The sequence below is a fragment of the Polaromonas sp. CG_9.11 genome (genome assembly GCF_015752225.1).
GTDB lineage: Bacteria > Pseudomonadota > Gammaproteobacteria > Burkholderiales > Burkholderiaceae_C > Polaromonas.
In genome coordinates this window covers 67,043-91,550 of the sequence record NZ_JADOVE010000007.1, presented here as the reverse complement: position 1 = coordinate 91,550, position 24,508 = coordinate 67,043, and the positions used below count along the sequence as shown (strand labels likewise).

The window sequence follows — 24,508 nt, the reverse complement described above, 5'->3', positions numbered from 1 at the left end:
TACGTGGCAGACACCCCTGCAAGGGGCGGCCGATCAGCTTGTCAGCCTTATCCAGGAAAAAACCATGCGCCCACTTCCACGCCTGATCGCCGCCCTGGCGCTGGCAGCCTGCGCCGCCAGCAGCCAGGCCCAAGTCCACGAAACCCGCCAGGGCGACCATCTGCTGCGCAGCTCCACGGTGGCCAGCAACCGCATCGACCCGGCCACGGCGGCGCAGCACGGGATCGAGCCGGCCGCCAGCCGGGCCGTGCTCAATGTGCTGGTGCTCAGGCGCGGCGGCGCGGCAGACACCCCCGTCGCGGCCGCAGTGACCGCGTCCATGCAGAACCTGGCCGGCGTGCGGCGCGACATCAGCCTGCGCGAGGTCAACGAAAACGGCCGGGTGTCCTATGTGGGCAGTTACGACTTCCTGCCCCGCGAGGTGATCGATTTCGAGATCACCGCCTTGCCCGACGGCGCGCCGCCCGGCAGCATGCTCAAGCTCAGCTACCGGGAGCGGATGTGGCGTTACTGAAGCGAAGGCAGGCCCGTGCCGTGAAGGCCCGTCGCGCTGGGCGCTGCGCCAGCCCCAACCTGACGTGGTCAATCCCCGAACCGAGCCGTCCCCATGTGGTTTGACGGCTGGCAAGGCATTGCCCGGGTGGTGGTGATCGGCCTGTCGGCGTATGCCGCGCTGATCGCGCTGCTGCGCATTTCCGGCAAGCGCACCCTGTCCAAGCTCAATGCCTTCGACCTGGTGGTCACCGTGGCGCTGGGCTCGACTTTTGCCACCGTGCTGCTGTCCAAGGAAGTCGCCCTGGCCGAAGGCATTGCCGCCTTTGCGGTGCTGATCTTCGGGCAGTATGCGGTGGCCAGGCTCTCGGCGCGCTACGGGGCGGTGCGCCGCGCCGTCAAGTCGGAGCCCCGGGTGCTGCTCTACCGTGGTCGTTTGCTCAACGATGCGATGCGCCAGGAGCGGGTCACGGCCGACGAGATCGAGTCGGTGGTCCGGGGCGCGGGCCTGGGCGCGCTGGAGCAGGCCGGCGTGGTGGTGCTGGAGACCGACGGCAGCTTTCATGTGCTGCCCAGGGGGCAAGCCGACGGCTCGGCGATGCCGGGCGGCGGCGACCCGGCGCAGGACGACACAGCCCGTGGCCGGCAGCCGGGCGGCAGTCGATGAACCGCCTGCACAGCTTCTGGATCGACCTTCGCGCCAGCCTGTGGTTCGTGCCTTCGCTGATCGTGCTGGGCTCGATGCTGGCCGCCGTGCTGATGACCGAAACCGAAGGACGGGTGGGCACGGAGCTGGTAAAGCGCTGGCCCCGGCTGCTCGGCGCCAGCGCCGACGCATCGCGCGCCATCCTGGCGGCGATTGCCACCTCGATGGTGACCGTGGCCGGCGTGGTCTTCTCGATCACCATCGTGGCGCTGTCGCTGACCTCGACGCAGTATTCGCCCCGGGTGCTGCGCAACTTCATGCGCGACCGGCCGACCCAGGTGGTGCTGGGCGTGTTCATGGGCATCTTTGCCTACTGCCTGATCGTGCTGCGCACCGTTCGCGGCGCCGAAGACGGCGACTTCATCCCGTCGCTGGCGGTGCTGGCCGGCATGGTCTATGCGCTGGCCGGCGTGGCCCTGCTGATCTACTTCATCCACCATGTGGCCCAGAGCATCCAGGCCGCCTCCATCCTGGAGCGTATCGCGCACGACACGGCCGGCGCCATCGAAAAGCTGTTCCCGCAAGACATCGGCCAGCCGGCCGCGCACCACCCGGCCCTGGCGCCGGTGCTGCCCCGGGACTGGACGGCGGTGCGGGCCGACCAGGACGGTTACGTGACCGGCATCGACAGCGACAGCGTGCTGCAATTTGCGCTGGACCACGGCCGCATCGTGCGCCTGGCCGTTGCGACCGGCGCTTTCGTCGTGACCGGCAGCCCGGTGGTCGAGCTGAGCGGCACCGACGCGCCAGCCGAGGACGACGCGCAGCGCCTGCGCGGCTGGGTCAGCCTGGCGCCGCAGCGCGCGGTGGAGCAGGACGCGGCCTTCGGCCTGCAGCAGCTGGTCGATGTGGCGCTCAAGGCGCTGTCGCCCGGCATCAACGACCCGACCACCGCCTGCATGTGCATCGACCGGCTCGGCGCGCTGCTGGCGCGGCTGGCCTCGCGGCGCATTCCGGATCCGCACCGCATGGCCCAGGGACGGCTGCGGGTGATCGCGCCGGCGCCAGACTTTGCCGCCATCGTGAAGCTGGCCTTGGACCCGGTGGTGGCCCACAGCCGGGGCGACCTGCAGGTGCTGGGGCGGATGCTCGACGCAATCGGCTTTGTCGCCAAGGCCAGCGCCGATCCGCAGCGCCATGCCAGCCTGGCCCATGCCACCCGCAATATCTACCGCGAACTGTGCCGGGTGGAGCCCCTGATCCGTTCGGCGCCGGCCCGGCGCCGCGCCCGCCTGCTGGAGCGCTCGCTGCGCAACGCCAGCATCGGCTGAGCGACAGCGCCACCCCTGAAGGAGCCGCCATGGATTTCGACTTGAGCGAGGCCACCGGGGCGCTGCAGGATTTGGCCAACGGCTTTGTGCAGCGGCTGCCCTGCCTGCTGCTGGCGGTGGTCGTGTTCCTGCTGATTTACGCCCTGGCCGCGCTGGTGCGCGGCAGCATCCGGGCGCTGGCGATTGCTCGTAGCTGTACTGGGCAACGATGTTTTCATTGAAAAAGCCGAAGGTGCGCTGGTCGGGCGTGGCCGTGAGGCCAATCAGGCTGGCGTCGAAGTAGTCGAGCACCTGTTTCCACAGGTTGTAGATGCTGCGGTGGCATTCGTCGATGACGATGAAGTCAAACGCCTCCACGGCCACGACCACGGCCGGGTTGTAGCGCACCAGCCGGGCCGGTTTGGCGGGCAGTTGCACTTCCGCCAGCGACACGTCTTCGGCCGATTCGTCGAGGGGCTCGCCCGACAGCACCGAATACAGGCGCTGGATGGTGGAGATGACGACTTGCGCCTGCGGGTCGATGGCGCTGCTGGCCAGCCGCTGCACGTTGTACAGCTCGGTGAATTTTCGGCCATCGTCGGGCGGGCTGTAGGCCATGAACGCCTGGTGCGCCTGCTTGCCAAGGTTGCGCGTATCGACCAGAAACAAAATCCGTTTGGCACCGCCGAACTTGAGCAGGCGGTGCACGGACGTGATGGCGGTGAAGGTCTTGCCCGCGCCGGTGGCCATGTGCACCAGCGCGCGCGGCTTGTTCAGCGCCAGTGAGGTTTCCAGCCCGGTGACGGCGCTGACCTGGCAGTCGCGCAGGTCGCGCTCGGGCAGCGCGGGCATGCGGTCTTTCAGGCGGCGGCGCAGGGTGTCGGGCTGGCGCAGCCAGTGGTCCAGCGTTTCGGGTCTGAAGAAATGAAAGATTTAGCGGGCGCGCGGGGCCGGGTCGCGGCCATCGGTGAAATGGATGATCTGCCCGGTGGACTCGAACAAAAAGGGCAGCGGTGTGGTGTCCTTACGCCATTTAGGGGTGGCACTGGCGTAACGCTCGGTCTGCGCTTCATGCGCGGTGATGTTGGCGCCTTGCTCGTCGCGCTTGGCCTCGATCACGCCGACGGCGATGCGCTTGACAAACAGCACATAGTCGGCCGGGCCGGTGTCGGTCGGGTGTTCGCGCACCGCAATGCCGGTGGCGGCGCCCCGGTTGAGCGGCTTGAGGTCTTGCACCCACCAGCCCGCCAGGGCGAGCGTGTGGTCGATTTTTTCCCTGGCGTTGGCTTCTGGCGTCATGGCTACATTTCCTTGCAAGGCATTCCAGGCGAGCCCCTGCGGTGCCAGGAAGAAAATTTCAAGCAAAAAAAGCCATCGGCGCACGCTGTGCTTGCGAAGCCAGCTATTTATTTCATAGCAATTATGGCTTTTTTGTCCGCGCCAGCACGCTGGCCAGCGCCTTGCCGGTTGGCGTTCCCAGCGCCACCACCGCCTCGGGTGGCGCGGACGCCACGACCAGGCCGCCGGCGTTGCCGCCGTCCGGACCCAGGTCGATCACCCAGTCGGCTTCGGCGATCACGTCGAGGTCGTGCTCGATGACGATCACACTGTGGCCGCCGTTGACCAGCCGGTGCAGCACATGGATCAGCTTTTCCACGTCGGCCATGTGCAGGCCGACCGTCGGCTCGTCCAGCACATACAGCGTGTGCGGCGCCTTCTGGCCGCGCCGGGTGATGTCGTCACGCACCTTTGACAGTTCGGTCACCAGCTTGATGCGCTGCGCCTCGCCGCCCGACAGTGTGGGCGACGGCTGGCCGAGCGTGAGGTAACCCAGGCCCACGTCTTTCAGCAGTTGCAGCGGATGGCCGATGGCCGGCATGGACGCAAAAAAATCCACCGCCTCATCGACTTCCATCTTCAGCACGTCACCAATGCTTTTGCCGCGCCAGGTGACGGCCAGCGTCTCGGGGTTGAAGCGCGCGCCGTGGCAGGTTTCGCACAGCACTTTCACGTCAGGCAGAAAGCTCATGCCGATGGTGCGAACGCCTGCGCCCTCGCAGGTCGGGCAGCGGCCTTCGCCGGTGTTGAAGGAAAAGCGCCCGGCCGCGTAGCCGCGCGCGCGCGCTTCGAGCGTGTCGGCGAACAGCTTGCGCACCGTGTCCCAGAAGCCGATGTAGGTCGCCGGGCAGGAGCGCGGCGTCTTGCCGATGGGGGTCTGGTCGACCTCTAAAACACGGTCAACGACCCGGTAGCCTTCGATGCGCTCGCAGCCGGTCCAGGCCGGGTGTTTTCCGGCGTCGTCGGCTTCGCGCCCGGCTTTGGTCGAGCGCAGCGTGACACCGGCATGGACATTGGTCAGCAGCACGTCGCGCGCCAGCGTGGATTTACCGGAACCTGAAACGCCGGTGACGGCGACCAGGCGGTACAGCGGGACGTCGACAGAAACGTTCTTGAGGTTGTGCAGGCTGGCGCCTTCGACTTTCAGCCAGGAGGTGTAGGGGCTGGCGGCGGCGGGAGTGCTGTTGTGCAGGGCGCTGGCCGTGGCGGCTGCGGCTTTGAGGGCCTGGGCTTTCAGGGCGGCCTGCTTGGCTTTGCTCAAGGGTTTGGCCGGGAGCGGGGAGCCCTCACCCCTGCCCTCTCCCTGAGGGAGAGGGAGTAAGTCGGGCGCGCGAACTGAATCACCAGCGCTGGCATCCGTTTCGCTCCCTCGCCCCTCCGGGGAGAGGGCTGGGGTGAGGGGCGGCTTCGTCACGCGCCACGCATGCAGCGGATGAATCAAGGGATGGGCCAGATAGCGCCCGGTCAGCGACTCGGGCACGGCAGACAGTTGCGCCGCCGTGCCCTGCGCCACCAGCTGCCCGCCGCGCTTGCCGGCACCGGGGCCGATGTCGATGATGTTGTCGGCGCGGCGAATCGTGTCTTCGTCGTGCTCGACCACCACCAGCGTGTTGCCGCGCTCGCTGAGCTTGCTTAAAGCGCCGAGCAGTATCTGGTTGTCGCGCGGGTGCAGGCCGATGGTGGGCTCGTCCAGCACGTAGCAGACGCCCTGCAGATTCGAGCCGAGCTGCGCGGCCAGCCGGATGCGCTGCGCCTCGCCGCCCGACAGCGTGGGCGCGCCCCGGTCGAGCGTGAGGTAACCCAGACCCACGTCTTCAAGGAATTCGAGCCGGCTCTTGATCTCGGGCACCAGGTCTCTGGCAATGCCGGCTTCGCGGCCCGTCAGCGCGAGCGTGTCCACCCAGGCGCGGATGTCGGTCACGCTCAGGCGGGCGATGGCGGTGATGGGCCAGCCTTGGCTTTGGCGGGCCGCGCTGCCCTCTCCCTGAAGGAGAGGGAGTAAATCGGGTACCGCCACACCCGCAGGAGGTGGCATCTCCGAGGGTTTCGGCACAAGGGTAAGCAAGCCGGGAACCGCCTTGTCCGTATCCATGTCCGTTGGCACGTTGCGGTCTGCCTGCGGGCGCGAGTCGGGCAAATCTTGCTCCCTCGCCCCTTTGGGGAGAGGGCTGGGGTGAGGGGCTGCCCCCGCACCGAACAAAACAGCACGCGCCGTGGCATTGAGCCGCGTGCCGGCACAGCCCGGGCAAACCGCATCCAGCACATCATCGACCTCCGGTTCGCCAAAGGTCTGCTCGCGGCCCTTGTTCTCGTCGCTGCTCAGCACCGAATCGTCGAAGGCCTGGCGCTGGTCTTTGGTCAACTTGACGCCGGTGCCGACGCAGTCCGGACACCAGCCATGCTTGCTGTTGTAGCTGAACAGGCGTGGGTCGAGTTCGGGGTAGGAGGTGGAACACACCGGACAGGCGCGGCGCGTCGAAAAAGCTTCGATGCGGCCCATTTTCTGGGTGCTGGCGCCTGCCCGCATCGCGTCGTGCAGCCCGTCGAGCGGCGCCAGCACATGCACCACCCCTTTGCCATGCTCCAGCGCGGTCGCCAGCGCGGCGCGCAACTCGGCTTCGTTGTCGGGCGTGACGTGAATGTCGGCAATTGGCAGTTCGACCGTGTGTTCCTTGAAGCGGTCGATGCGCGGAAACTGGGTGGTCGGCAAAAACTCGCCATCGACTCGCAGATGCGTGTAGCCGCGTGGCCGCGCCCAGTCGGCCAGCTCGGTGTAGACACCCTTGCGGTTCATCACCAGCGGCGCCAGCAGGCCGATGTGCTGGCCGCGATAAGTCTTGAGCAGCTGCGCGGCAATGCTTTCCGGACTCTGCGGCATGACCGCCGCGCCGTCCTTCACGCAATGCTGGATGCCGAGCTTGACGTACAGCAGGCGCAAAAAGTGCCACACCTCGGTGGTCGTGCCGACGGTGGACTTGCGCCCGCCGCGCGACAGCCGCTGCTCGATGGCCACCGTTGGCGGAATGCCATAGACCGCATCGACTTCGGGCCGGCCGGCCGGCTGCACGATGCTGCGCGCGTAGGCATTGAGCGATTCGAGATAGCGGCGCTGGCCTTCGTTGAACAAAATGTCGAAGGCCAATGTCGATTTGCCCGAGCCGCTGACGCCGGTCACCACGTTGAACTTGCCGCGTGGAATATCGACCGACAGGCTTTTGAGGTTGTTTTCTTTGGCGTTGACGATCTGGATCAGGTTGGAGAACGCGGGCCGTGTCTTCCAGGCCCGGGGCCGCTGCTCCTCGACCTGGTGCGTCTGGTTCATGGTCAGTTCGTACTCGCGCAGCGCCAGCGCGGTGTGCGACGTGGGGTGCTGGCGAACGGTTTCCGGTGGCCCTTCGGCAACCAGCAGGCCGCCGCCCTCGCCGCCTTCGGGGCCGAGGTCGATCAGCCAGTCGGCCGAGCGGATCACGTCCAGGTTGTGCTCGATGACGATCAGCGAATGGCCGGCCTCCAGCAACCGGCGCAGCGCGCGCATGAGCTTGGCGATGTCGTCGAAATGCAGGCCGGTGGTCGGCTCGTCGAACAAAAACAGCGTGCCGCGATGTGGGCGCATCAGCGCCAGCCCCTGCCGGCTCAGGCTGGGTTTGGCCGCCGACTTGCTGGCACCGGCCAGGAAACCCGCGAGCTTGAGCCGCTGGGCTTCGCCGCCCGACAGCGTGGGCACCGGCTGGCCGAGCTTGACGTATTCCAGCCCCACATCAACGATGGGCTGCAGGGCGCGCATGACCTCGCGGTCCTGCGCGAACAACTGCACCGCCTCGCTGACCGTCAGGTCAAGCACATCGGCCACGTTCAGCAACCGGGGCATCAGCTGGCCAATGGCTTTTCGCTCAATGGTGACTTCAAGGATTTCAGGCCGGTAGCGCTTGCCGTCGCAGTCGGGGCAGCGCAGGTACACGTCGCTCAAAAACTGCATATCGACATGCTCGAAGCCCGAGCCGCCGCAGGTCGGGCAGCGGCCGTCGCCGTTGTTGAAGCTGAATTTCGTCGCGGTGTAGCTGCGCTGCCGGGCCAGCGGCGCCTGGGCAAACAGTTCGCGCACGGCGTCCCAGGCACCGACATAGCTGGCCGGGTTGGAACGCGCGGTCTTGCCGATGGGCGACTGGTCGACAAACACCACGTCCGTCAGGTGGTCGGCGCCCATCAAGCGGTCATGCAGGCCCGGCGTTTCGGTCGCCTTGCCGAACTGGCGCAGCAGCGCCGGCGCGACGATGTCCTGCATCAGCGTCGATTTTCCGGAACCGCTGACGCCGGTCACGCAGACCAGGCGCTGCAGCGGAAACGCGATGGTCAGGTTTTGCAGGTTGTGGTCGCGCGCACCTTCCAGAATCAGGCGCGGCGTGCTCTCAGTCACGGCGCGCTTCAGCCCCATGCCGACCTGCTTGCGCCCACCCAGATAAGCGCCGGTCAGCGTGTCGGCATGCCGGACGTCTTCGGGCGGACCGTCGAACACGATCTGGCCGCCCCGCTCGCCCGGCCCCGGCCCCATGTCAATCATGCGGTCGGCGGCCAGCATGACGGCCGGGTCGTGTTCGACCACGACCAGCGTGTTGCCGGCGTCCACCAGCCGGCGCATGGCCTGCGTGATGCGGTTCATGTCGCGCGGGTGCAGGCCGATGGACGGCTCGTCAAGCACAAACAGCGTGTTGACCAGCGAAGTACCGAGTGCGGTGGTCAGGTTGATGCGCTGCACCTCGCCACCCGACAAGGTGCGGCTCTGGCGGTCGAGCGTCAGGTAGCCGATGCCGACATCGCAGAGGTATTTCAGCCGGGTCTGGATTTCCTCGAACAGCGATTTCAGCGCCTTTTGCTCGGCATCAATGCCCTCGGCGGCGAGCGACAGGCTGCCGGAGAACTTTTGCAGCCGGTCAATCGGCAGCCGCATCAGGTCATGCAGGCACAGCCCCGGCATCGCTTCAAGCTGCGCGCGCGTCCATTGCACGCCCACCGGCATGAAACGCTCGGCGGGCGGCAACACCGCATCGGCGGCTTCTTTCGTGCCCAGCCGCCACTGCAGCGATTCGAGCTTGAGGCGCGCGCCGCCGCAGGTTTCGCAGGTGGTGTAGCTGCGGTACTTGGACAGCAGCACCCGGATGTGCATCTTGTAGGCCTTGCTTTCCAGGTAGGCAAAAAAACGCTTGATGCCGAACCAGTGCTTTTCCCATTTGCCGCGCCAAGCCGGCGAGCCGTTAATGACCCAGGCCTGCTGCTCGGGCGTGAGCTTGTACCAGGGCGTGTCGCGCGGAATGCCTTCGGCCTCGGCGTGGCGCATCAGGTCGTCCTGCGCTTCCTTCCAGGCCGGCGTCTGCATGACCTTGATGGCGCCTGCACGCAGCGTGAGCTTGTCATTTGGAATCACCAGCCCGTAATCGACGCCAATCACGCGGCCAAAGCCTTTGCAGGTTTCGCACGCGCCCATCGCCGAGTTGAATGAAAACAGCGACGGCGTGGGCTCGGTGTAACGCAAGTCGCTCTCCGGACAATGCAACCCAGTAGAAAAACGCCACATCTCCTCGGCGGCACCTTCCTCGCCGTTCTGGACATAGACATTCAGCCGGCCGCCGCGCTTGAGTGCCGTTTCAATCGCCTCAATCGCACGGATTTTTTCGGTGATGTGCAGGCGAAAGCGGTCGGCCACCACGTCAAGCAGCTTGTGCGGCCCGGCCGGCGTGGCGACTTCGCGCTCGGCATGCACACGGGTGAAGCCGCTGGCCGACAGCCACTGTTCGACTTCTTCGGCGCTGGTATTGCCGGGCAGCTCGACCGGAAAGGTCATGATGACGCGCGGGTCGCTGGCCTCGGTGCGCGCCATCAGTTCGGCGTAGATGGATTCGGGCGTGTCGTGCCGCACCGCCTGTGCCGTCTGCCGGTCGAACAGCTGTGCGGCCCGGGCATAGAGCAGCTTCAGGTGGTCATTGAGTTCCGTCATCGTGCCGACGGTCGAGCGCGACGAGCGCACCGGATTGGTCTGGTCGATGGCAATCGCCGGCGGCACGCCTTCGACCTTTTCCACCGCTGGCTTGTCCATGCGGTCAAGGAACTGCCGCGCATAGGCCGAGAAGGTTTCGACATAGCGGCGCTGGCCTTCGGCAAACAGCGTGTCGAACACCAGACTCGACTTGCCCGAGCCGCTGGGGCCGGTGACCACTGTCAACTCGTTTGTCCGAATATCGAGGTCAATATTTTTGAGATTGTGCTGGCGCGCGCCGCGAATGCGGATGGTTCCCTGGGACATCGGTGAAGGTCTTTCCTGAAGAAGTCGAACATTCTAGAGTTCCGGAACGGCGTGCGTGCGCGCGCAACAAAGCAGCCCCAATGGACACGGTCCTTCACGAATTTGCAGAAAAACAGCCGCACTTCTGGATAAAAAGAGGGCGAAATGGCGGACCGCAGACCAACAAGCCCGCAAACCCAGGCCCCAGGCCCCAGGCCCCAGGCCCCAGGCCCCAGGCCAACAGTGCTGCACATGCCGGGCTGTGCATCGGGTCAAGCCGGCGTGGACTTTGGCCAGCCCTGCCAATAATGGTTTTCACATAGGCTGGCGACGTGACTTTGGCGTTAAATGAAACATTCTTTTCAATTAAATACAGGTTGTCGCAATGAAGAAAATAATCCTATGGTGCGCTGCCATCCTGGCTGCCACCCTGAGCCCTGCCAGCCAGGCCCAGATCCTGGTTGGGCAGACGGCAGGCTTCACCGGTGCAGTGGCCGCTGGCGTCAAGGAAACCACGGACGGTGCTGCGCTTTACTTCAATTCTGTCAATGCCAAAGGCGGTGTGGGCGGGCAAAAGATCGAGCTGATTTCCCTGGACGACAAGTTCGATGTCAAGCTGGCGGTGGACAACGCGCGCAAGCTGATTGAAGAAAAAAACGTGGTGGCAATGTTCCTGACACGCGGCACGCCGCACACCGAAGCCATTATTCCCCTGCTTGACAAGCATGGCGTGCCGCTGATCGGTCCTTCGACAGGTGCGATGGTGCTGCACCAGCCGGTCAAGAAGCATGTCTTCAATGTGCGGGCAACCTACCAGCGTGAAGCAGAAAAGGTCATTGCGCATTTGGCTTCCTTTGGCATCACCCGGATTGCGCTGGTCTACCCAGACGACAGCTTTGGTGCCGATGGGCTGGCCGGTGCCCAAAAAGGCATGGCAACGGCCAAGCTCACGCCAGTGGCAATGGAAAAATTCGACCGTACCAATCCTGACTTCAGCGAGATAGCGCCCAAAATCTACCAGGCCAATGCGCAGGCCGTCATCATGGTTGCCTCGGGACAGGCGGTCGCCAAGGGGGTGAAAGCCTTGCGTGCGGCAGGCTCCGCTGCGCAGATCGCCACCTTGTCCAACAATGCCTCCAGCGGCTTTGCCAAGAGTCTGGGTGACAACGCGCGCGGCGTGATCGTGACGCAGGTATTTCCGTCAGAACGGTCCATCAACTATTCAATGGTCAAGGAAGCCCAGGACTTGCTCAAGGCCAGCTCCAAGATGCCAGGAGAACTCAGCCCGGCCATGCTGGAGGGTTTTGCGGCGGCCAAGGTGCTGGTGGAAAACTTGCGTCGTGCCGGCCCCAAACCGAGCCGTGAAACAATCCAGACGGCGCTGGAAGGCATGCGCAAGTTCGACCTGGGCGGGCTGGAGGTGAACTTCAGCCCGGAAGATCACACCGGACTTGACTTTGCAGACCTGTCCATCATCGGCACCGATGGCAAGTTCAAACGCTGATCAGTGGCTCAGTCGTAAAGAGAGCTTTGGAGCTCCCTGAATTTCTCGGGGCCCACGGCGTCCTTGATGCGCGGGGCCAGTTCCCTGAGCTTGTCCAGGTCGCTGGCCGCCTCGACGGCCAGGTTCAGCCGGAAACCACGCAATCCCAGGCCGGCCGTCAGGCGGGTGGCGATGGGATAGCACTTTGAATAACGCGCCTGCGCCGTGGCGCTGGGCAGGCTGCCCGGGCCCGAGGAAAAAGGCAAGGCAGGAGAAGCAGCCGCGGCCGGGGAAGGCACCACAGCCCGGAGGGCCAGCTTGCTGGCCGGCGCGCTGGCTGCGGCGGGCGCCTGGGCAGGCTCCTCCCGGGGCGCCAGCAGCCCCTGCGACACCAGGTGGCCGATGTCCTCCGGGGTGACGCCAAGCCCGACCGTGGCTTTCATGACCTCCTGCAGGTCACGCTTGCCGTCAAACAAAATGAAGGCTGCACGTTGCCGGGGGGTCAGCAAGACGGTCCGGCTCTGAAAAGCTGACTGGCCGTGTTGTGTTTTCATGTAGATCATGGCGTGCTTTCGGTAGGTGCCAGGGTCTGGGCAATGACGCCTGGCGAGAATTGCCGGCCATTGCATCTTTAAGCTTTTTTGCCTTTTACAAAGCCGCCTCGTTGTTGATTCCTTTGGATCGCGGCCGGCAGGCCGGCTCCGGACGGCGCGGGGTCAGCCGTGCCGCGACAGGCCGTGCATGGCCATGCCGTGCTTTTCACCGCCAAGGTCAATGTCGCCGCCCTGATTCAGCAGGAACACCGCCAGGCCGGCAAACAACAGGAACCCGATCACTATTTTCCACATGGCAGTTTCTTTTTTAAAAACAGGCCCTTGCCGGATGACAAGGGCCTGGGGATTGACAGGAATTTCAAAGGGGCGCCGGCCGCGGCGCTGGCGCCCGTCGCATGGCCATCAGTCGTTGGCGTAGATGTCGACGTCCTTGGTTTCCTTGATGAACAGCGTGCCGATGACGAAGGTCGAGGCGGCAATGATGATGGGGTACCACAGGCCGTTGTACATGTTGCCGGTCTGCGCCACGATGGCAAAGGCGGTGGTGGGCAGCAGGCCGCCAAACCAGCCGTTGCCGATGTGATAAGGCAGGCTCATGGAGGTGTAGCGGATGCGGGTGGGGAACATTTCGACCAGCATGGCAGCGATCGGGCCATACACCATGGTCACCAGCAGCACCAGGTAAAACAGGATCAGGGTGACCATGAACTTGTCCACCTTGGCCGGGTCGGCCTTGGACGGGTAACCGGCGGTCTTCAGCGCGTCGGCCACGGACTTCTTGAATTCAGCATCCTTTTTCTTGGCTTCGTCGGCCGGCAGGCCCTTGGCGGTGTAGCTGGAAATCTCGGTCGTGCCGATCTTGATAGTGGCCGGCATGCCGGCCTTGCCTGGCGCGTTTTCATAGCTGACCGAAGCGCCGGCCAGCACCTGTTTGGCAATGTCGCAGGAACTGGTGAACTTGACGGTGCCGGTCGGGTTGAACTGGAACGAGCATTCCGAAGCGTCGGCAGTCACCACCACCTGGTTGGCGGCCTGTGCGGCAGCCAGGTCAGGGTTGGCGGCCTTGGTCAGTGCGGTGAACACCGGAAAGTAGGTCAGCGCCGCCAGCAGGCAGCCGGCCATGATGATCGGCTTGCGGCCAATCTTGTCCGACAGCATGCCGAAAATCACAAAGAAAGGCGTGCCCAGGATCAGCGAGTAAGCCACCAGGATATTGGCCGTCGGGCCGTCCACCTTCAGCGCCTGCGTCAGGAAGAACAAGGCATAGAACTGGCCCGAGTACCAGACCACGGCCTGGCCGGCGGTCAGGCCGATCAGCGCCAGAATCACGATTTTCAGGTTTTTCCACTGGCCGAAGGATTCGGACAGTGGCGCCTTGGAGGTCTTGCCCTCGGCCTTCATTTTCTGGAAGGCAGGCGACTCGTTCATGGACAGGCGGATGTACACCGACACCGCCAGCAGCAGGATCGAGACAAGGAACGGAATGCGCCAGCCCCAGTCGGCAAAGGCGGCCTCGCCGACGGCGGTGCGCACGCCCAGGATGACCATCAGGCTCAGAAATAAACCCATCGTGGCAGTGGTCTGGATCCAGGAGGTGTAGGCGCCGCGCTTGTGGTGCGGCGCATGCTCGGCCACATACACCGCTGCGCCGCCGTACTCGCCGCCCAGCGCCAGGCCCTGCAGCATGCGCAGGGCAATCAGGATGACCGGCGCGGCAACCCCGATGGAGGCATAGTTGGGCAGCAGACCGACGATGAAGGTGGACAGGCCCATGATGACGATGGTCACCAGGAAGGTGTACTTGCGTCCAACCATGTCGCCCAGGCGGCCAAACAGCAGCGCGCCAAAGGGCCGGACGATGAAACCGGCGGCAAAGGCCAGCAGCGCGAAAATGAACGCCGAGCCGGCGTCCAGTCCGCTGAAGAATTGCTTGGCAATGATGGCTGCCAGTGAACCGTAGAGGTAAAAGTCGTACCACTCGAAAACCGTGCCCAGCGAAGAGGCGAAGATCACCTTCTTCTGCTCCGCTGACATCGGTCTGTTGTCGATTGCAGGTGTCGTCATTGTCTTGTCTCCAAATAATAAATGCCTCCGAACTGGAAGCTATTGCTAGTATTTTGGATACAGCTGTCACAAGTCTGACGTGAAAATAACAATACCTTTCATGAAACTTTCGCCAAGCTGACAAACCAAGTAATAACCCTTGGAAAATTTTTCAACATGTGAAATATATCCGTGAAAACCCTAGCGGAGACGGACAGTTCCTGACGACACCGCATCAACCCCTTTCCAGTCCGGCCCGTCAAACCAGGGGTTGCCGAGCAGGTAAGCACGCAGCATGGGAAGCGCGTCCAACCCCCAGAAAAGCCTGTCGTCCACGACGAAGGTGGGCACGCCGAAAACACCGTGTGCGATGGCGGCTTCGGTGTTTTTCTTCAGTTGGGCCTTGACGGCATCGCTGACGGGCGCTTGCTTTGGACGAAGTTGCGTCGCCAGCGCTTCCAGCCGCGGTGCATCGATGGCCTCGGCGCCACCCCTCCAGACATGGCGAAAAATGGTTTCACAGACATAGCGGTTGGGCGCTCCTGGTGTTGCCTCGGGACTGCAGGCCAGCGCCAGCCGCAGCAGCGCCAGGGGATTGAAGGGATGGCTGGCTGGCATCTCCAGGGCAATGCCCCGGCTGTGCGCCAGCCACAGCACCTGGCGGTAAGTCCATTCGCGCTTGGAGGCGATCTCGGCCGGCCCCAGCTGGCCATGGTGCTTCAGCAGGCCGGCGAACAGCACCGGCACATGGCTGACGCGGTAGCTCACGCCCATCAGCGCTTCGGGCAGGGCTTCAAACGCCAGATGCGCATAGGGCGAGATGAAGTCGAGATAGAACGTGATGTGTTTCATGGCGGGCGGTCCTTGTGTGAATTGAGCATAGCGGCAAGGCCCGCCACCGGCTCGCTGGCGGTGCCAGTCGTGCAGACCTTGCAGGGCGTGATGCGGCAGCGTTACCAGTCGGGACGGTTTCGAGCCGCTGCGGAACAGGTGGACCAATGCCCTAAACGCTATGAATTAAATAGCTACTTACGCATACAGATATTGCGCAAACAGCACTTTTAGCTTGAAACTTCAATACTTGAGCCGCGCATAGTAGGTTTCCTGCGCCGCCGCCCGCGCCTGCCGCAAGGTGTGGATGCCCATGCCCTGCAGCAGCGGCAGCAGGCGCAGCAGCACTTCGGCGGTCACCATGGCGTCGCCCAGCGCCGTGTGCCGGCCCAGCACGGTGATGTTGAAGCGCCCGGCAATGGCCTCTAACCGGTGCGATTCCTGGCTCGGATGCACCACCGCCGACAGCAGCAGCGTGTCGAGCACCGGCTGGTGAAAGGCCACGCCGGTGCGCGCCTCCTGCAGCTGCAGGAACTTCATGTCGAAGGCGGCGTTGTGTGCCACCAGCACCGTGTCCTGCGCAAACGCATGAAAGGCGGGCAGCACCTCGGCGATCGTCGGCTGGCCGGTGACCATGGCCTGCGTGATGCCGTGGATTGGAATCGAGGCGGCTGGAATCAATCGGCCCGGGTCCACCAGCTGCTCGAACGACTCCTGGCGCAGCAACCTGCCATTGACGATGCGCGCCGCGCCGATCTGGATGATCTGGTCGCCCTGCGACGGACTCAAACCGGTGGTCTCGGTGTCGAACACGGTGAAGGACAGCAACGACAGCGGCTGGTCGTCAAGCGCGCTGGCCTGTTCGCTGACCTGGAACAGGTCGAAATCGTAGTACTCGGGGCGGCTCTCGTGGTGCATGGTCTGCGCGGCGTCAAGCTGCTCCTGCTTGCTGGCCAGCGGCAGCAGAAAACGGAAAAAAGCCTGGTGCCGCACGCGCTCGCGCTCGAACCACATCTCGCCGCCGTGGCGCTCGACCACGTCACGCACCGTCAGCGGCGTGCTCTGGGTGCCGAAACGCATCGGGTCCATTTCCCAGGCCATGACGGTTTCGGTGCTCATCACCTGGCCGGACCAGATCAGATCGAGCTGCGCGCGCTGGCCGACCTGCTGCAGCCGCAGCTGCAAAAATTTCACGTCGAATTCATCGACCAGCCGGCCGGCCAAGTAGGTCAGCACCTGCAGCAGCGTGAAGCTTTCGACCTTGAGCCACAGGCTGGCGTCTGCGCCTTCGACCGCCACGCTGCGCTGGCAATGGCTTTCAATCTGGCGCTGGGCGGCGGTGACAAAGTCGGTGCCGAGCATTTCCTCCAGCGGCCAGCGCGTCTTGAGCCCCTGGGTCGAGCGCTGCACCAGGTCGGTGATGCGCGCGCTCATGGCGCTGACTTCTTCCCGCACCACGCGCAAAAACCGCTCGCGCATCTCGGGCTCCAGGTCGGTGTAACCGAGCATGTCCACCGCCGCCTGCATGTTGGCCAGGGACGAGCGGCTGCCCTCGGTCAGGCCGTGCAGCAACTGGTCGCGCAGCGTCGCTTCCTCGAAGCTCTGCGTCACGTTGTCCAGCATCAGCACAAAACCGCTGAGGCCGGCGTCCGGCTCAACACCCGTCGCCGGGTCGCGCACCGGCGCCATCTGCACGCGGATCAGCTGGCCGGAGCGCGTCGTGGTGACAAACTGCGCCGATGGGCTGCCCGCGCCCCGTCGCAGGCGCTGGTGGATGGTTTCCAGCGCATGCGCCACCAGCTGGCGGTCGAACACGGCGTAGATCGAGCGGCCAATGCCCATCAGCTCGGCGCCATCGGCCAGCGCCGGCGCTTGCGACAGGGCGCGAAACTGCAGCCGGGCCCGGCTGTTGTAGAGCAGGATGCGGCCGTCGAGGTTGCACACCACCACGCTTTGCGTCAGCTCGGCCATCAGCGCGGCCAGGCGGTTTTTTTCCTGCTGCACGCTGCGGCTGGCCAGCGCAATCTGCTCGGCCATGTCTTCACGCAGGCGGTCGCGCTGGGCGGCCAGTTGGTTGATGCTGCCGGCCAGTGCGCGGAGTTCGGCGCTGCCCTGGGGCGTGAGCTGCTGCGATTCGCTGGCGGCCAGCAGCACGCGGATTTCCTCCAGCAGGCGCGCCGGGGCGCTGGCGTAGCGCAGGTAAAGCGAATGCAGCCCATACGCCACGCCCGCCAGCGCCACGACCCAACTCATGCCAAGCAGGGCGATGCGCGGCCCCAGCACTGTGCCCACGGTTTCGCGCTCGCCGGGCGCCAGCGTGGACCAGACCAGCACCCCGCTCATGAGCAGCCAGGTGGCCAGGGCCAGACCGACGGCGGCAATCGCCAGCATCAGCCGGCGATCGGGCGGCTTCATGGCTGGACGCCGAGCATTTCAGCCACCTTGTGCGCCAGCTCGCGGGTGGAAAAGGGCTTGGTCATGTAGGCGTCCGCGCCCAGCGCCAGGCCCTTGGCCAGGTCGGTGTCGCGGCCCTTGGCGGTCAGCATCAGGATCTTGGTGGCCTGCAGTTCCTCGCTGGCGCGCACCGCCTGGCAGACTTCAAAGCCGGATTTTTTCGGCATCATCACATCGAGCAGCACCAGGTCGGGCCGGTCACGCGCAATCATGTCCAGTGCTTCCTGGCCGTCGCGGGCCACCAGCACGGTGTAGCCTTCGCGCTTCATCAGGTACTCGATCGAGACCACGATGTTCGGCTCGTCGTCGGCCACCAGTATTGTCAAGCTCATGTCTTGTCTCCTCTTGTTGCTTGCGCTTGCGGCATGGGCGCGTTCCAGGGCAGGTGAAACGCAAAGCAGGCACCCTGCCCGCTGCCAGGCGCCAGCCACAGGCGCCCGCCAAAATGCTCGACGATCTGGCGGCTGATCGGCAGGCCCAGGCCGGTGCCCTGCGGCCGCTTGAGGCCATCACCGCCTTGCAAAAAACGCTCAAAAATCAGGCTTTGCTGTTCAACCGGAACGCCGGGGCCATTGTCTTGCACGCACACTGTCAGGCCGCTGACATCGCTGGCCAAGCTGACCACCACCTGGCCGCCGGGCACCGGCACAAACTTGGCGGCGTTCGACAGCAGGTTCAGCACCACCTGCAGCAAGCGGTCCGGGTCAGCCCACAACCGCCGCACCGCCGGGGGCATGTGCAGCTGCACCGCACACTGATGTTCGCGAAACATCTCGGCGGTGGTCTCGACGGCCCGGGACAGCAGCGCGCGCAGGTCCACCTCGGCGTTGTGCCACTCGGCGTTGCCCGACTCGATCTTGGCCAGGTCCAGCACCTGGTTGACCAGGCGCGTCAGGCGCTCGGTTTCCGACACGATGATCCGCATGAAATGCTGGCGCTGCGCCAGGTCCATGTCGGCGTCATCGCGCATCAACTCGGCGAGCGCGCGGATCGAAGTCAGCGGCGTGCGCAGCTCGTGCGTGACCGAAGACATGAAATCGTCCTTCAGCCGGTCCAGGCTCTTGAGTTGCTCGTTGGCCTGGCGCAACTCGGCCGTTGCGCGCTCCAGCGAAGCTGACTTCTCTTCCAGTTCACGCGAATAGGCGCGAATTTGCGACGACTCATCGACGATGCGCAGCACGTCCTCGGGCGTGAGCACTTCTTCTTGCGCCACCGAGGCCACCAGCACCCGGGCCGAGGCGCTGCCGACGGCGCCGGCCAGCTGGGTTTCGACAAACTGCACCAGCCGGGCATCGGGCTGGATGTCGTCGACCTGGCGCACGCCGGCCTGGCGCGCATAGGAAGCGAACAAGGCCCGGGCCTTGGCCGCGCCCATGAAGCGCTCGCACAGGCGCAGCAAATCAGGCGCGTTGGCCTGGCCACGCCAGAACACCGGGCTGGACGCCGCCGTGCGCTGGAACACATCGACAAACAGCAGCGCCTGGCTGGCTTCCTGCCCCGACGGCGCGCGCCACAGCGACAGGCCGACATAAGCGCCGACGTTGACCAGCAGGCTCCAGAACAGCGCGTGCGTGAGGCCGTCCAAGCCCTGCAGGCCAAGCAGCTGTTCGGGCCGCAGCAGCGTGATGCCCCAGGGTCCGAGCGTCAGGAAGTCAGTGCCGAGCCAGCCTGACTTGGCAATCGACGGCAGCATCAGCGTGTACACCCACATCAGGAAACCGGCCAGCAAGCCGGCCAGCGCGCCGAGACGGGTGCCCCCCCTCCAGTACAGGCCGCCCAGCACCGCCGGCGCGAACTGGGCCACGGCCGCAAAGCTGATCAGGCCGATGCTGACCAGCGCATAGGCCTCGCCCGCCAGGTGAAAGTACACATAGCCCAGCACCAGCACCCCCAGGATGGCGGCGCGGCGGATGCCAAGGAGCAGGCGGCTCAGGTCCTGTCCGGCACCGCCGTGAAAGTGCCGCGAGCGCAGCAGCAGTGGCAACACCAGCTCGTTGCTGACCATAGTGGACACGGCAATGGTCTCGACAATCACCATGCCGGTCGCCGCCGACAGACCGCCGATGAAGGCGAACAGCGCCAGCATCGGCTGGCCGGCGGCCATTGGCAGCGACAGCACGAAGGTCTCGGGGTTCATCGGACTGTCGCTGAAATACAGCAGCCCGCCCAGCGCAATCGGCAGCACGAACAGGTTGATCAGCAGCAGGTAAAGCGGAAACACCCAGACCGCGCGGCGCAGGTGACTTTCGCGCACATTTTCCACCACCATCACCTGGAACTGCCGGGGCAGGAACAGCACCGACAGCATCGACAACAAGATCAGCGCAAACCATTGCGTCCAGGCAAAGTCAGCGCCCTGCTCCAGCCGCACCAGGCTTTGCAGGGCCGGCACCGCCTGGGCGCGGGCAAACAGGTCGCTCAGGCCGTCGAACAGGCCATAGACCACAAATACGCCCACCGCCAGGAAGGCCACCAGCTTGACCACCGACTCGAAGGCAATCGCCGCCACCATGCCCTCGTGGCGCTCGGTGGCGTCCAGGTGCCGGGCACCAAACACCATGGTGAAACCGGCCAGCACCAGCGCGACATAAAAAGCGCTGTCGCGCAGCCAGTACACCGCGCCGGCAGCCGGCGCCCCAGGCGGCGCGGTGAGCAAGCCATACCCCGCTGACACGGCCTTGAGCTGCAGCGCGATGTAGGGAACGAGGCCGACCACAGCAATCAGCGTGACCAGCCCGGCCAGCAAGGGGCTTTTGCCATAGCGGCTGCCGATGAAGTCGGCAATCGACGTGATGCGGTAAGTCTTGGCAATGCGGATCATCTTGCGCAGCACCATCCAGCCGAGCACCATGGCCAGCGTCGGCCCGAGGTAGATCGGCAGAAACCATACCCCGCCCGAGGCGGCCCGGCCGACGCTGCCAAAGTAGGTCCAGGCAGTGCAGTACACGCCGAGCGACAGCGAATAGGTCCAGGGGTTGGCAATGATCGAACGCCCCTGAAACGCTCGCCGGTCGCCGTACCAGGCGACCCCAAACAGCAGCAGCAGGTAGGCCAGCGAGGCGCCAATGACCCAGACCGGCGACAGCATGACTAATCGTCCGGCTGCGTCTGGCCGGGCCGCTCCATTTGCCAGGCCAGCACAGCGATCAGCAGCGCCCAGAGAATGAACAGCGCCGCCGGGAACAGGGGCACGCCCAACAGCGTGGCGTCACGGTCCCACAAGCCCAGCAGCGGAAAGTTGAACAACAACCAGCCGCCGGCAAAAAAGGCCAGTAGCCGTTGTGCACCCAGTCCTTTGAACACCCGCGTCTCCTTGTGCGTATGGCCGGGCGACACCCTGTGCCCTTGGTTTTTTCGTATGACGAACCGGTTACGGCTCCTTGGGCGCGCCCGACCTTCAAGCGGTCAGCGGCTCCGTCGGCTGGCGGCCTTGCAAAACATCCATGCGCTCGACAATCGTGCGCCATACGGCGCGCTTGCCGGCGTCGTCCGTGCCGCTCCAGGCGGCAATTTCGTCGCGGGTGCGAAAGCAGCCTTCGCACAGCGTTGTCGCGGCATTCATGCGGCAAATCGAGATGCACGGCGACGGAACATCAACACCATCCTCCACCATTTTTGCGCGCAGCGTGACCAGGGCAATGGCATGGTTGAGGGCTTCTTTTTCTGCATCGTGGTCGACGGCCAGGTCGGCCACCACGGCGTGCGTCAGGCGCTCAAGCTCTTGGGGTGACAGCTGGAACACCGCATGCGGATGGCCGGCGGCCGCCCAGAGCTCGTCAAACCGGAACAGCGACCGGTCGATCAGCACCAGCACCGGCGTGGCGTGGGCAAGCGGCGCCACGCCGCCAATTGAAAAGCCGGTCCGCGCCTTGACGAACGCGGCATCGGCACGACCCAGCCGCCGGCCATCGCAAACCAGCGCCTCGACTTTTTTCTCGTCCACGCGCTGGTCGCCCGAAGTCACCACCAGCACGGCAGCGTCGTCCAGCTTGCGGCGAAACACAATGCTCTTGGCAATCTGGCCGACCGACACGCCCAGCGCATCGGCCGCCTGCTGCGCGGTGCGGGCAGCATCATCAAGCATCACAGGGGCATGCGCATGTCCGCTGGCCCGAAGCACTGCGGCCACCCGCTGCACGCCTTCGGGCAAGGTCAGGATTTCGGCGCCGCACATCATGAAGCCATCCGCTTGTTCAGCAAGGCCGTGCCCGCGCGCGAGCCGGATTTTCGGCCGAGAAAATCGCTGATGAACTGGCCGGCGTCGATCAGCTTGTCCAGGTCAATGCCGGTGGCTATGCCCAGGCCATGCAGTAGATACACCACGTCTTCGCTGGCCACGTTGCCGGTTGCGCCCTGGGCATAAGGGCAGCCGCCCAAGCCCGCCACAGACGTGTCAAACTGCCACACGCCCATTTCCAGACTCGCCAGGGTGTTGGCCAGCGCCTGGCCGTAGGTGTCGTGAAAATGACCCGAGATGTCGTCGATGTCGAAGTGGCGCAAGGTCGCTTCCAGGGCGCGCTGCACCTTCAGCGGCGTGCCCACGCCGATGGTGTCGGCCACACCGACGTGCTGCACGCCGATGCCCTTCATCAGGCGGGCCAGCATTTCCACCCGCTCGGGCGCAATATCACCCTCGTAGGGGCAGCCCACGGTGCAGGACATCGCGCCCCGGACATGGATGCCCCGGGCGCGTGCCGCCTCGACCACCGGGCGGAAGCGCTCGATGCTTTCGGCAATCGAGCAGTTGATGTTGCGCTGGCTGAAGGCCTCGCTGGCAGCGCCAAACACCACGATCTCGTCGGGGTGCGAGTCCAGCGACGCCTCGAAGCCCTGAAGGTTGGGCGTCAACACCGAATAGCACACGCCCGGCTGGCGTCGGATGCCGGCCATCACCTCGGCGTTGTCAGCCATCTGTGGCACCCATTTGGGCGACACGAAGCTGGTGACTTCAATGTTTTTCAGGCCTGCGTCCTGCAGGCGGTGAACCAGTTCGATCTTGATGGCGGCGGGCACCGGCAGCTTTTCATTTTGCAGGCCGTCACGCGGACCGACATCGACGAGTTTGACATGGGCAGGGAGTTTCATGGGGGGGTCTTTCTAGGCTGAAGTATCGCAAAAACCGGGTCCGCAATGAAGGCGACCCGCGTATTCGGGACAGGCGGCAAGGTCGGAAAAGGGTTTTCATGACGGCCAAACAGGTTCAGGTTGCAAGCTGGTAGCGCAATTGCAGGTGCTGCCTGAAGCGCTTGATGATGGCCAGCGAGTCTTTCAGCAGGTCACGGTCCAGTGTTCCCAGGCTGGAGAAATGCGACAGGTTGTCCAGCGGTTGCCCCAGCTGCTTCTGTCGCAGATTGCTTTTAAGCTTGAGGCCCATCAGGAAATGCAGGGCGTCCATCAGGTCGCGGGCCAGGTCTGCCGGAATATGCCTGCGGCTCACCAGCACCTGCAGGCGCGCTGCCGTGCCGACCTCGTCGAGCCCATGCTCCAGCGCCAGGGAACGCACGCCATGCACGATGGGAAACGTGCCGAGCTTCTTGAGATCGAACACCTGTTCTTCGCGGCTGCGCAGCGTGGCCAGGCGCATCCACCAGCCGCCAGGTTCGCTGAACTGGTCTATGGCGGCGGCGAAACGGGCAAAAAATGCATCGCTGCCGGCCATGATGTGGTGGGCATAGTGCCTGGCCTGCCGGAGCAGTGACGCGTCGCCAGCGACTGCCCGGGCATCCATGAAGATCGCCAGGTTCATCGGCCCGTCCGCATCAGCGCCATAAAGCCATCGCAAAATGTTGTCCTGAAAGCCGGCCAGCGGCTGGCACCACAGCGGATTGGTCACCATGATGTTGCCCGGACAGGGCGGGTAGCCAAACCCGATCAGGGCCTGGTTGAAACGCTGCACGCTCGGCTGCAGTTCAGCGCACACAAAGCCGTCGCGCAGCAGCAGGGCATTGTCCTGGTCGGTCTTGAGGATCTGCTCGCCACGCCCTTCGCTGCCCATCACGATCAGGCAGCTGTTGGCCACCAGGTCGGCCGGTGCGACAAACGACCACAGGCGGGCAAAAATCTGCTGGTTAAGCTCGCTCACCAGGCTGGAAATCAGCTCGATGCGGGCCCCTCCGCTGTGCAGCAGCGCGATCAGGCCGTCCATCTGCAAGGCCGCCGTCCGGAGTTCCGCAATGCAAGCGGCCTGCTCCACCTGCAGCGCAATCAGGTGCGAATGGTTGGACACAAAGCTCATGAGGTCAAGCTGGCTCAGCACGCCCAAAATAGCATCGCCTTCGCGCACCAGCACACGATGGACGCGGTGACGAATCATTGCCAGCAGGGCTTCCGACAGTTCCGCGTCGGCCTGAACCGACACCAGCGTGAACTGCGCGACCTCGCGCACGGCCAGTTGCTGGGGCGGCACGGGATGCAGCAGGGCATCTCGCAAATCGGTGGTGGTGAACATGCCGATGCGCTCCAGGCCGCCGTGCAGGTCGCGTACCAGCGCATTGCTTTGCCCTTGCGCCGACAGCAGGCGGCAGACCGACACCAGGTCCAGTCCGCCATCGACAAAAAACGGCTTGCGGATGTAGGCGTCCCGCACCCGTACCATCATCAACGACAGGAACTCACGGCTTTTGCAGTTTTCTGCCGCGGCCGAAAGCCGCTGCGACAGGTCGGCAAATACCAGCGCACTGAACAGGGTGTTGCCTGCAATCAGCGCCCGCGCCGTGACGCCGGGCAGCTGCCAGGCCTCCACCTCGTCCAGCGCCTGCAACACACCGCTGGCGCGGCCGGCCATTACCGCGCGGAAGGCAAAAAAATCGGGCGGCCCGTAGACCGCCACGACCTCGCCTGCTTCCAATTGCTGCACATGCCCCTTGAGCAGCACATACACATGGGCCGGGTCCATGTCGGGGGTCAAAATCACGGCATCTTTCGGGAAAGACACCCGGCGCAAACTGCCCCGCACCAGCGCCTGCTGCTCTGGGCTCAGGCAGTCAAAAGGTGGTGCCTCAAAAGAAAAGGGTTCTGAATATTCGTCCGGCATGGCGGGTATCCCATGAAAAAAGGACTGCAGGCAATGGTCCTGCAGTCCTT

Annotated in this window: 18 protein-coding genes and 2 pseudogenes; 5 read left to right on the top strand and 15 right to left on the bottom strand. The window is 64.6% G+C overall.

Translation table 11 applies throughout. The annotated features are described in order from the left end of the window. The first annotated feature begins 64 nt into the window (after positions 1-64). The 4 genes from IWX85_RS07820 (at position 65) to IWX85_RS07805 (ending at position 2,690) form a co-directional block, all read left to right on the top strand. Entirely contained in the window at positions 65-514 is a 450-nt protein-coding gene (locus IWX85_RS07820; RefSeq protein WP_196869365.1) for a DUF4426 domain-containing protein, read from the top strand. 93 nt (positions 515-607) lie between these two features. Beyond that, a complete protein-coding gene (locus tag IWX85_RS07815; protein ID WP_196869364.1) occupies positions 608-1,159 on the top strand; it encodes a DUF421 domain-containing protein in 552 nt (183 codons plus the stop codon). Then, on the top strand, positions 1,156-2,469 hold the full coding sequence (locus IWX85_RS07810) for a DUF2254 domain-containing protein (protein ID WP_081932445.1): 1,314 nt from the start codon (positions 1,156-1,158) through the stop codon (positions 2,467-2,469). The genes IWX85_RS07815 and IWX85_RS07810 overlap by 4 nt, the downstream gene beginning before the upstream one ends. 29 nt (positions 2,470-2,498) lie before the next feature. Further along, complete coding sequence (locus IWX85_RS07805; protein ID WP_196869363.1) at positions 2,499-2,690, top strand: hypothetical protein; 192 nt, start codon at positions 2,499-2,501, stop codon at positions 2,688-2,690. Positions 2,691-2,709: 19 nt separating this feature from the next. Here IWX85_RS07805 and IWX85_RS07800 read toward each other — a convergent pair. The 3 genes and pseudogenes from IWX85_RS07800 to uvrA all read right to left on the bottom strand — a co-directional run. After that, positions 2,710-3,300, bottom strand: a pseudogene (locus IWX85_RS07800) (DEAD/DEAH box helicase family protein); the annotation flags it as partial. Positions 3,301-3,381: 81 nt separating this feature from the next. After that, positions 3,382-3,747: a type I restriction endonuclease gene (locus IWX85_RS07795; RefSeq protein ID WP_196869362.1), complete on the bottom strand. Its 366-nt coding sequence runs from the start codon at positions 3,745-3,747 to the stop codon at positions 3,382-3,384. 121 nt (positions 3,748-3,868) lie between these two features. Then, positions 3,869-10,081: an excinuclease ABC subunit UvrA gene (gene uvrA / locus IWX85_RS07785; RefSeq protein ID WP_231379618.1), complete on the bottom strand. Its 6,213-nt coding sequence runs from the start codon at positions 10,079-10,081 to the stop codon at positions 3,869-3,871. 364 nt (positions 10,082-10,445) lie between these two features. Between uvrA and IWX85_RS07780 the strand changes: the two genes are divergently transcribed. Next, positions 10,446-11,564, top strand: a complete 1,119-nt coding sequence (locus IWX85_RS07780; protein ID WP_196869361.1) for an ABC transporter substrate-binding protein — start codon at positions 10,446-10,448, stop codon at positions 11,562-11,564. An 8-nt stretch (positions 11,565-11,572) separates the two neighbouring features. Here IWX85_RS07780 and IWX85_RS07775 read toward each other — a convergent pair whose 3' ends face one another. From IWX85_RS07775 to IWX85_RS07730, 12 genes and pseudogenes are all read right to left on the bottom strand, one after another. After that, on the bottom strand, positions 11,573-12,097 hold the full coding sequence (locus IWX85_RS07775) for a hypothetical protein (RefSeq protein ID WP_231379617.1): 525 nt from the start codon (positions 12,095-12,097) through the stop codon (positions 11,573-11,575). Positions 12,098-12,259: 162 nt separating this feature from the next. Then, positions 12,260-12,391, bottom strand: a complete 132-nt coding sequence (locus IWX85_RS20730) for a hypothetical protein (RefSeq protein WP_255529395.1) — start codon at positions 12,389-12,391, stop codon at positions 12,260-12,262. A 108-nt stretch (positions 12,392-12,499) separates the two neighbouring features. After that, positions 12,500-14,161 carry an MFS transporter gene (locus IWX85_RS07770; protein WP_196869359.1) on the bottom strand — a complete coding sequence of 554 codons (1,662 nt, stop codon included), beginning with the start codon at positions 14,159-14,161 and terminating at the stop codon, positions 12,500-12,502. 180 nt (positions 14,162-14,341) lie between these two features. After that, positions 14,342-14,992 carry a 2-hydroxychromene-2-carboxylate isomerase gene (locus tag IWX85_RS07765; protein WP_196869358.1) on the bottom strand — a complete coding sequence of 217 codons (651 nt, stop codon included), beginning with the start codon at positions 14,990-14,992 and terminating at the stop codon, positions 14,342-14,344. A 222-nt stretch (positions 14,993-15,214) separates the two neighbouring features. Continuing rightward, positions 15,215-17,386 carry an exonuclease domain-containing protein gene (locus tag IWX85_RS07760; RefSeq protein WP_196869357.1) on the bottom strand — a complete coding sequence of 724 codons (2,172 nt, stop codon included), beginning with the start codon at positions 17,384-17,386 and terminating at the stop codon, positions 15,215-15,217. After that, the gene (locus IWX85_RS07755; RefSeq protein ID WP_196869356.1) at positions 17,383-17,757 is read right to left on the bottom strand and encodes a response regulator transcription factor; all 375 of its coding nucleotides are present in this window, start codon (positions 17,755-17,757) and stop codon (positions 17,383-17,385) included. Before IWX85_RS07755 ends, IWX85_RS07760 begins: the two co-directional genes overlap by 4 nt. After that, the gene (locus IWX85_RS07750) at positions 17,754-20,513 is read right to left on the bottom strand and encodes a sensor histidine kinase (protein WP_196869355.1); all 2,760 of its coding nucleotides are present in this window, start codon (positions 20,511-20,513) and stop codon (positions 17,754-17,756) included. Before IWX85_RS07750 ends, IWX85_RS07755 begins: the two co-directional genes overlap by 4 nt. A gap of 2 nt (positions 20,514-20,515) precedes the next feature. Further along, positions 20,516-20,728, bottom strand: a complete 213-nt coding sequence (locus IWX85_RS07745; protein ID WP_196869354.1) for a hypothetical protein — start codon at positions 20,726-20,728, stop codon at positions 20,516-20,518. 94 nt (positions 20,729-20,822) lie between these two features. Continuing rightward, positions 20,823-21,038: a DUF1289 domain-containing protein gene (locus IWX85_RS20920; RefSeq protein ID WP_370584244.1), complete on the bottom strand. Its 216-nt coding sequence runs from the start codon at positions 21,036-21,038 to the stop codon at positions 20,823-20,825. A 69-nt stretch (positions 21,039-21,107) separates the two neighbouring features. Next, positions 21,108-21,599: pseudogene (locus IWX85_RS20915) on the bottom strand (YbaK/EbsC family protein); the annotation flags it as partial. Continuing rightward, a complete protein-coding gene (locus IWX85_RS07735) occupies positions 21,599-22,510 on the bottom strand; it encodes a hydroxymethylglutaryl-CoA lyase (RefSeq protein ID WP_196869353.1) in 912 nt (303 codons plus the stop codon). The gene IWX85_RS07735 and the pseudogene IWX85_RS20915, both read right to left, overlap by 1 nt. Positions 22,511-22,625: 115 nt before the next feature. Next, complete coding sequence (locus tag IWX85_RS07730; RefSeq protein WP_196869352.1) at positions 22,626-24,458, bottom strand: putative nucleotidyltransferase substrate binding domain-containing protein; 1,833 nt, start codon at positions 24,456-24,458, stop codon at positions 22,626-22,628. Positions 24,459-24,508: the final 50 nt, after the last annotated feature.

What these genes read in the sequence shown, in the direction of transcription:
- IWX85_RS07795 (WP_196869362.1), bottom strand. Translation starts at nt 3,747, where the DNA reads ATGACGCCAGAAGCCAACGCCAGGGAAAAAATCGACCACACGCTCGCC.
- IWX85_RS07750 (WP_196869355.1), bottom strand. Translation starts at nt 20,513, where the DNA reads ATGCTGTCGCCGGTCTGGGTCATTGGCGCCTCGCTGGCCTACCTGCTG.
- IWX85_RS07805 (WP_196869363.1), top strand. Translation starts at nt 2,499, where the DNA reads ATGGATTTCGACTTGAGCGAGGCCACCGGGGCGCTGCAGGATTTGGCC.
- IWX85_RS07775 (WP_231379617.1), bottom strand. Translation starts at nt 12,097, where the DNA reads ATGAAAACACAACACGGCCAGTCAGCTTTTCAGAGCCGGACCGTCTTG.
- IWX85_RS07780 (WP_196869361.1), top strand. Translation starts at nt 10,446, where the DNA reads ATGAAGAAAATAATCCTATGGTGCGCTGCCATCCTGGCTGCCACCCTG.
- IWX85_RS07755 (WP_196869356.1), bottom strand. Translation starts at nt 17,757, where the DNA reads ATGAGCTTGACAATACTGGTGGCCGACGACGAGCCGAACATCGTGGTC.
- IWX85_RS20730 (WP_255529395.1), bottom strand. Translation starts at nt 12,391, where the DNA reads ATGTGGAAAATAGTGATCGGGTTCCTGTTGTTTGCCGGCCTGGCGGTG.
- IWX85_RS07820 (WP_196869365.1), top strand. Translation starts at nt 65, where the DNA reads ATGCGCCCACTTCCACGCCTGATCGCCGCCCTGGCGCTGGCAGCCTGC.
- IWX85_RS07815 (WP_196869364.1), top strand. Translation starts at nt 608, where the DNA reads ATGTGGTTTGACGGCTGGCAAGGCATTGCCCGGGTGGTGGTGATCGGC.
- IWX85_RS07760 (WP_196869357.1), bottom strand. Translation starts at nt 17,386, where the DNA reads ATGAAGCCGCCCGATCGCCGGCTGATGCTGGCGATTGCCGCCGTCGGT.
- IWX85_RS07735 (WP_196869353.1), bottom strand. Translation starts at nt 22,510, where the DNA reads ATGAAACTCCCTGCCCATGTCAAACTCGTCGATGTCGGTCCGCGTGAC.
- uvrA (WP_231379618.1), bottom strand. Translation starts at nt 10,081, where the DNA reads ATGTCCCAGGGAACCATCCGCATTCGCGGCGCGCGCCAGCACAATCTC.
- IWX85_RS07730 (WP_196869352.1), bottom strand. Translation starts at nt 24,458, where the DNA reads ATGCCGGACGAATATTCAGAACCCTTTTCTTTTGAGGCACCACCTTTT.
- IWX85_RS07810 (WP_081932445.1), top strand. Translation starts at nt 1,156, where the DNA reads ATGAACCGCCTGCACAGCTTCTGGATCGACCTTCGCGCCAGCCTGTGG.
- IWX85_RS07765 (WP_196869358.1), bottom strand. Translation starts at nt 14,992, where the DNA reads ATGAAACACATCACGTTCTATCTCGACTTCATCTCGCCCTATGCGCAT.
- IWX85_RS20920 (WP_370584244.1), bottom strand. Translation starts at nt 21,038, where the DNA reads ATGGTGGAGGATGGTGTTGATGTTCCGTCGCCGTGCATCTCGATTTGC.
- IWX85_RS07770 (WP_196869359.1), bottom strand. Translation starts at nt 14,161, where the DNA reads ATGACGACACCTGCAATCGACAACAGACCGATGTCAGCGGAGCAGAAG.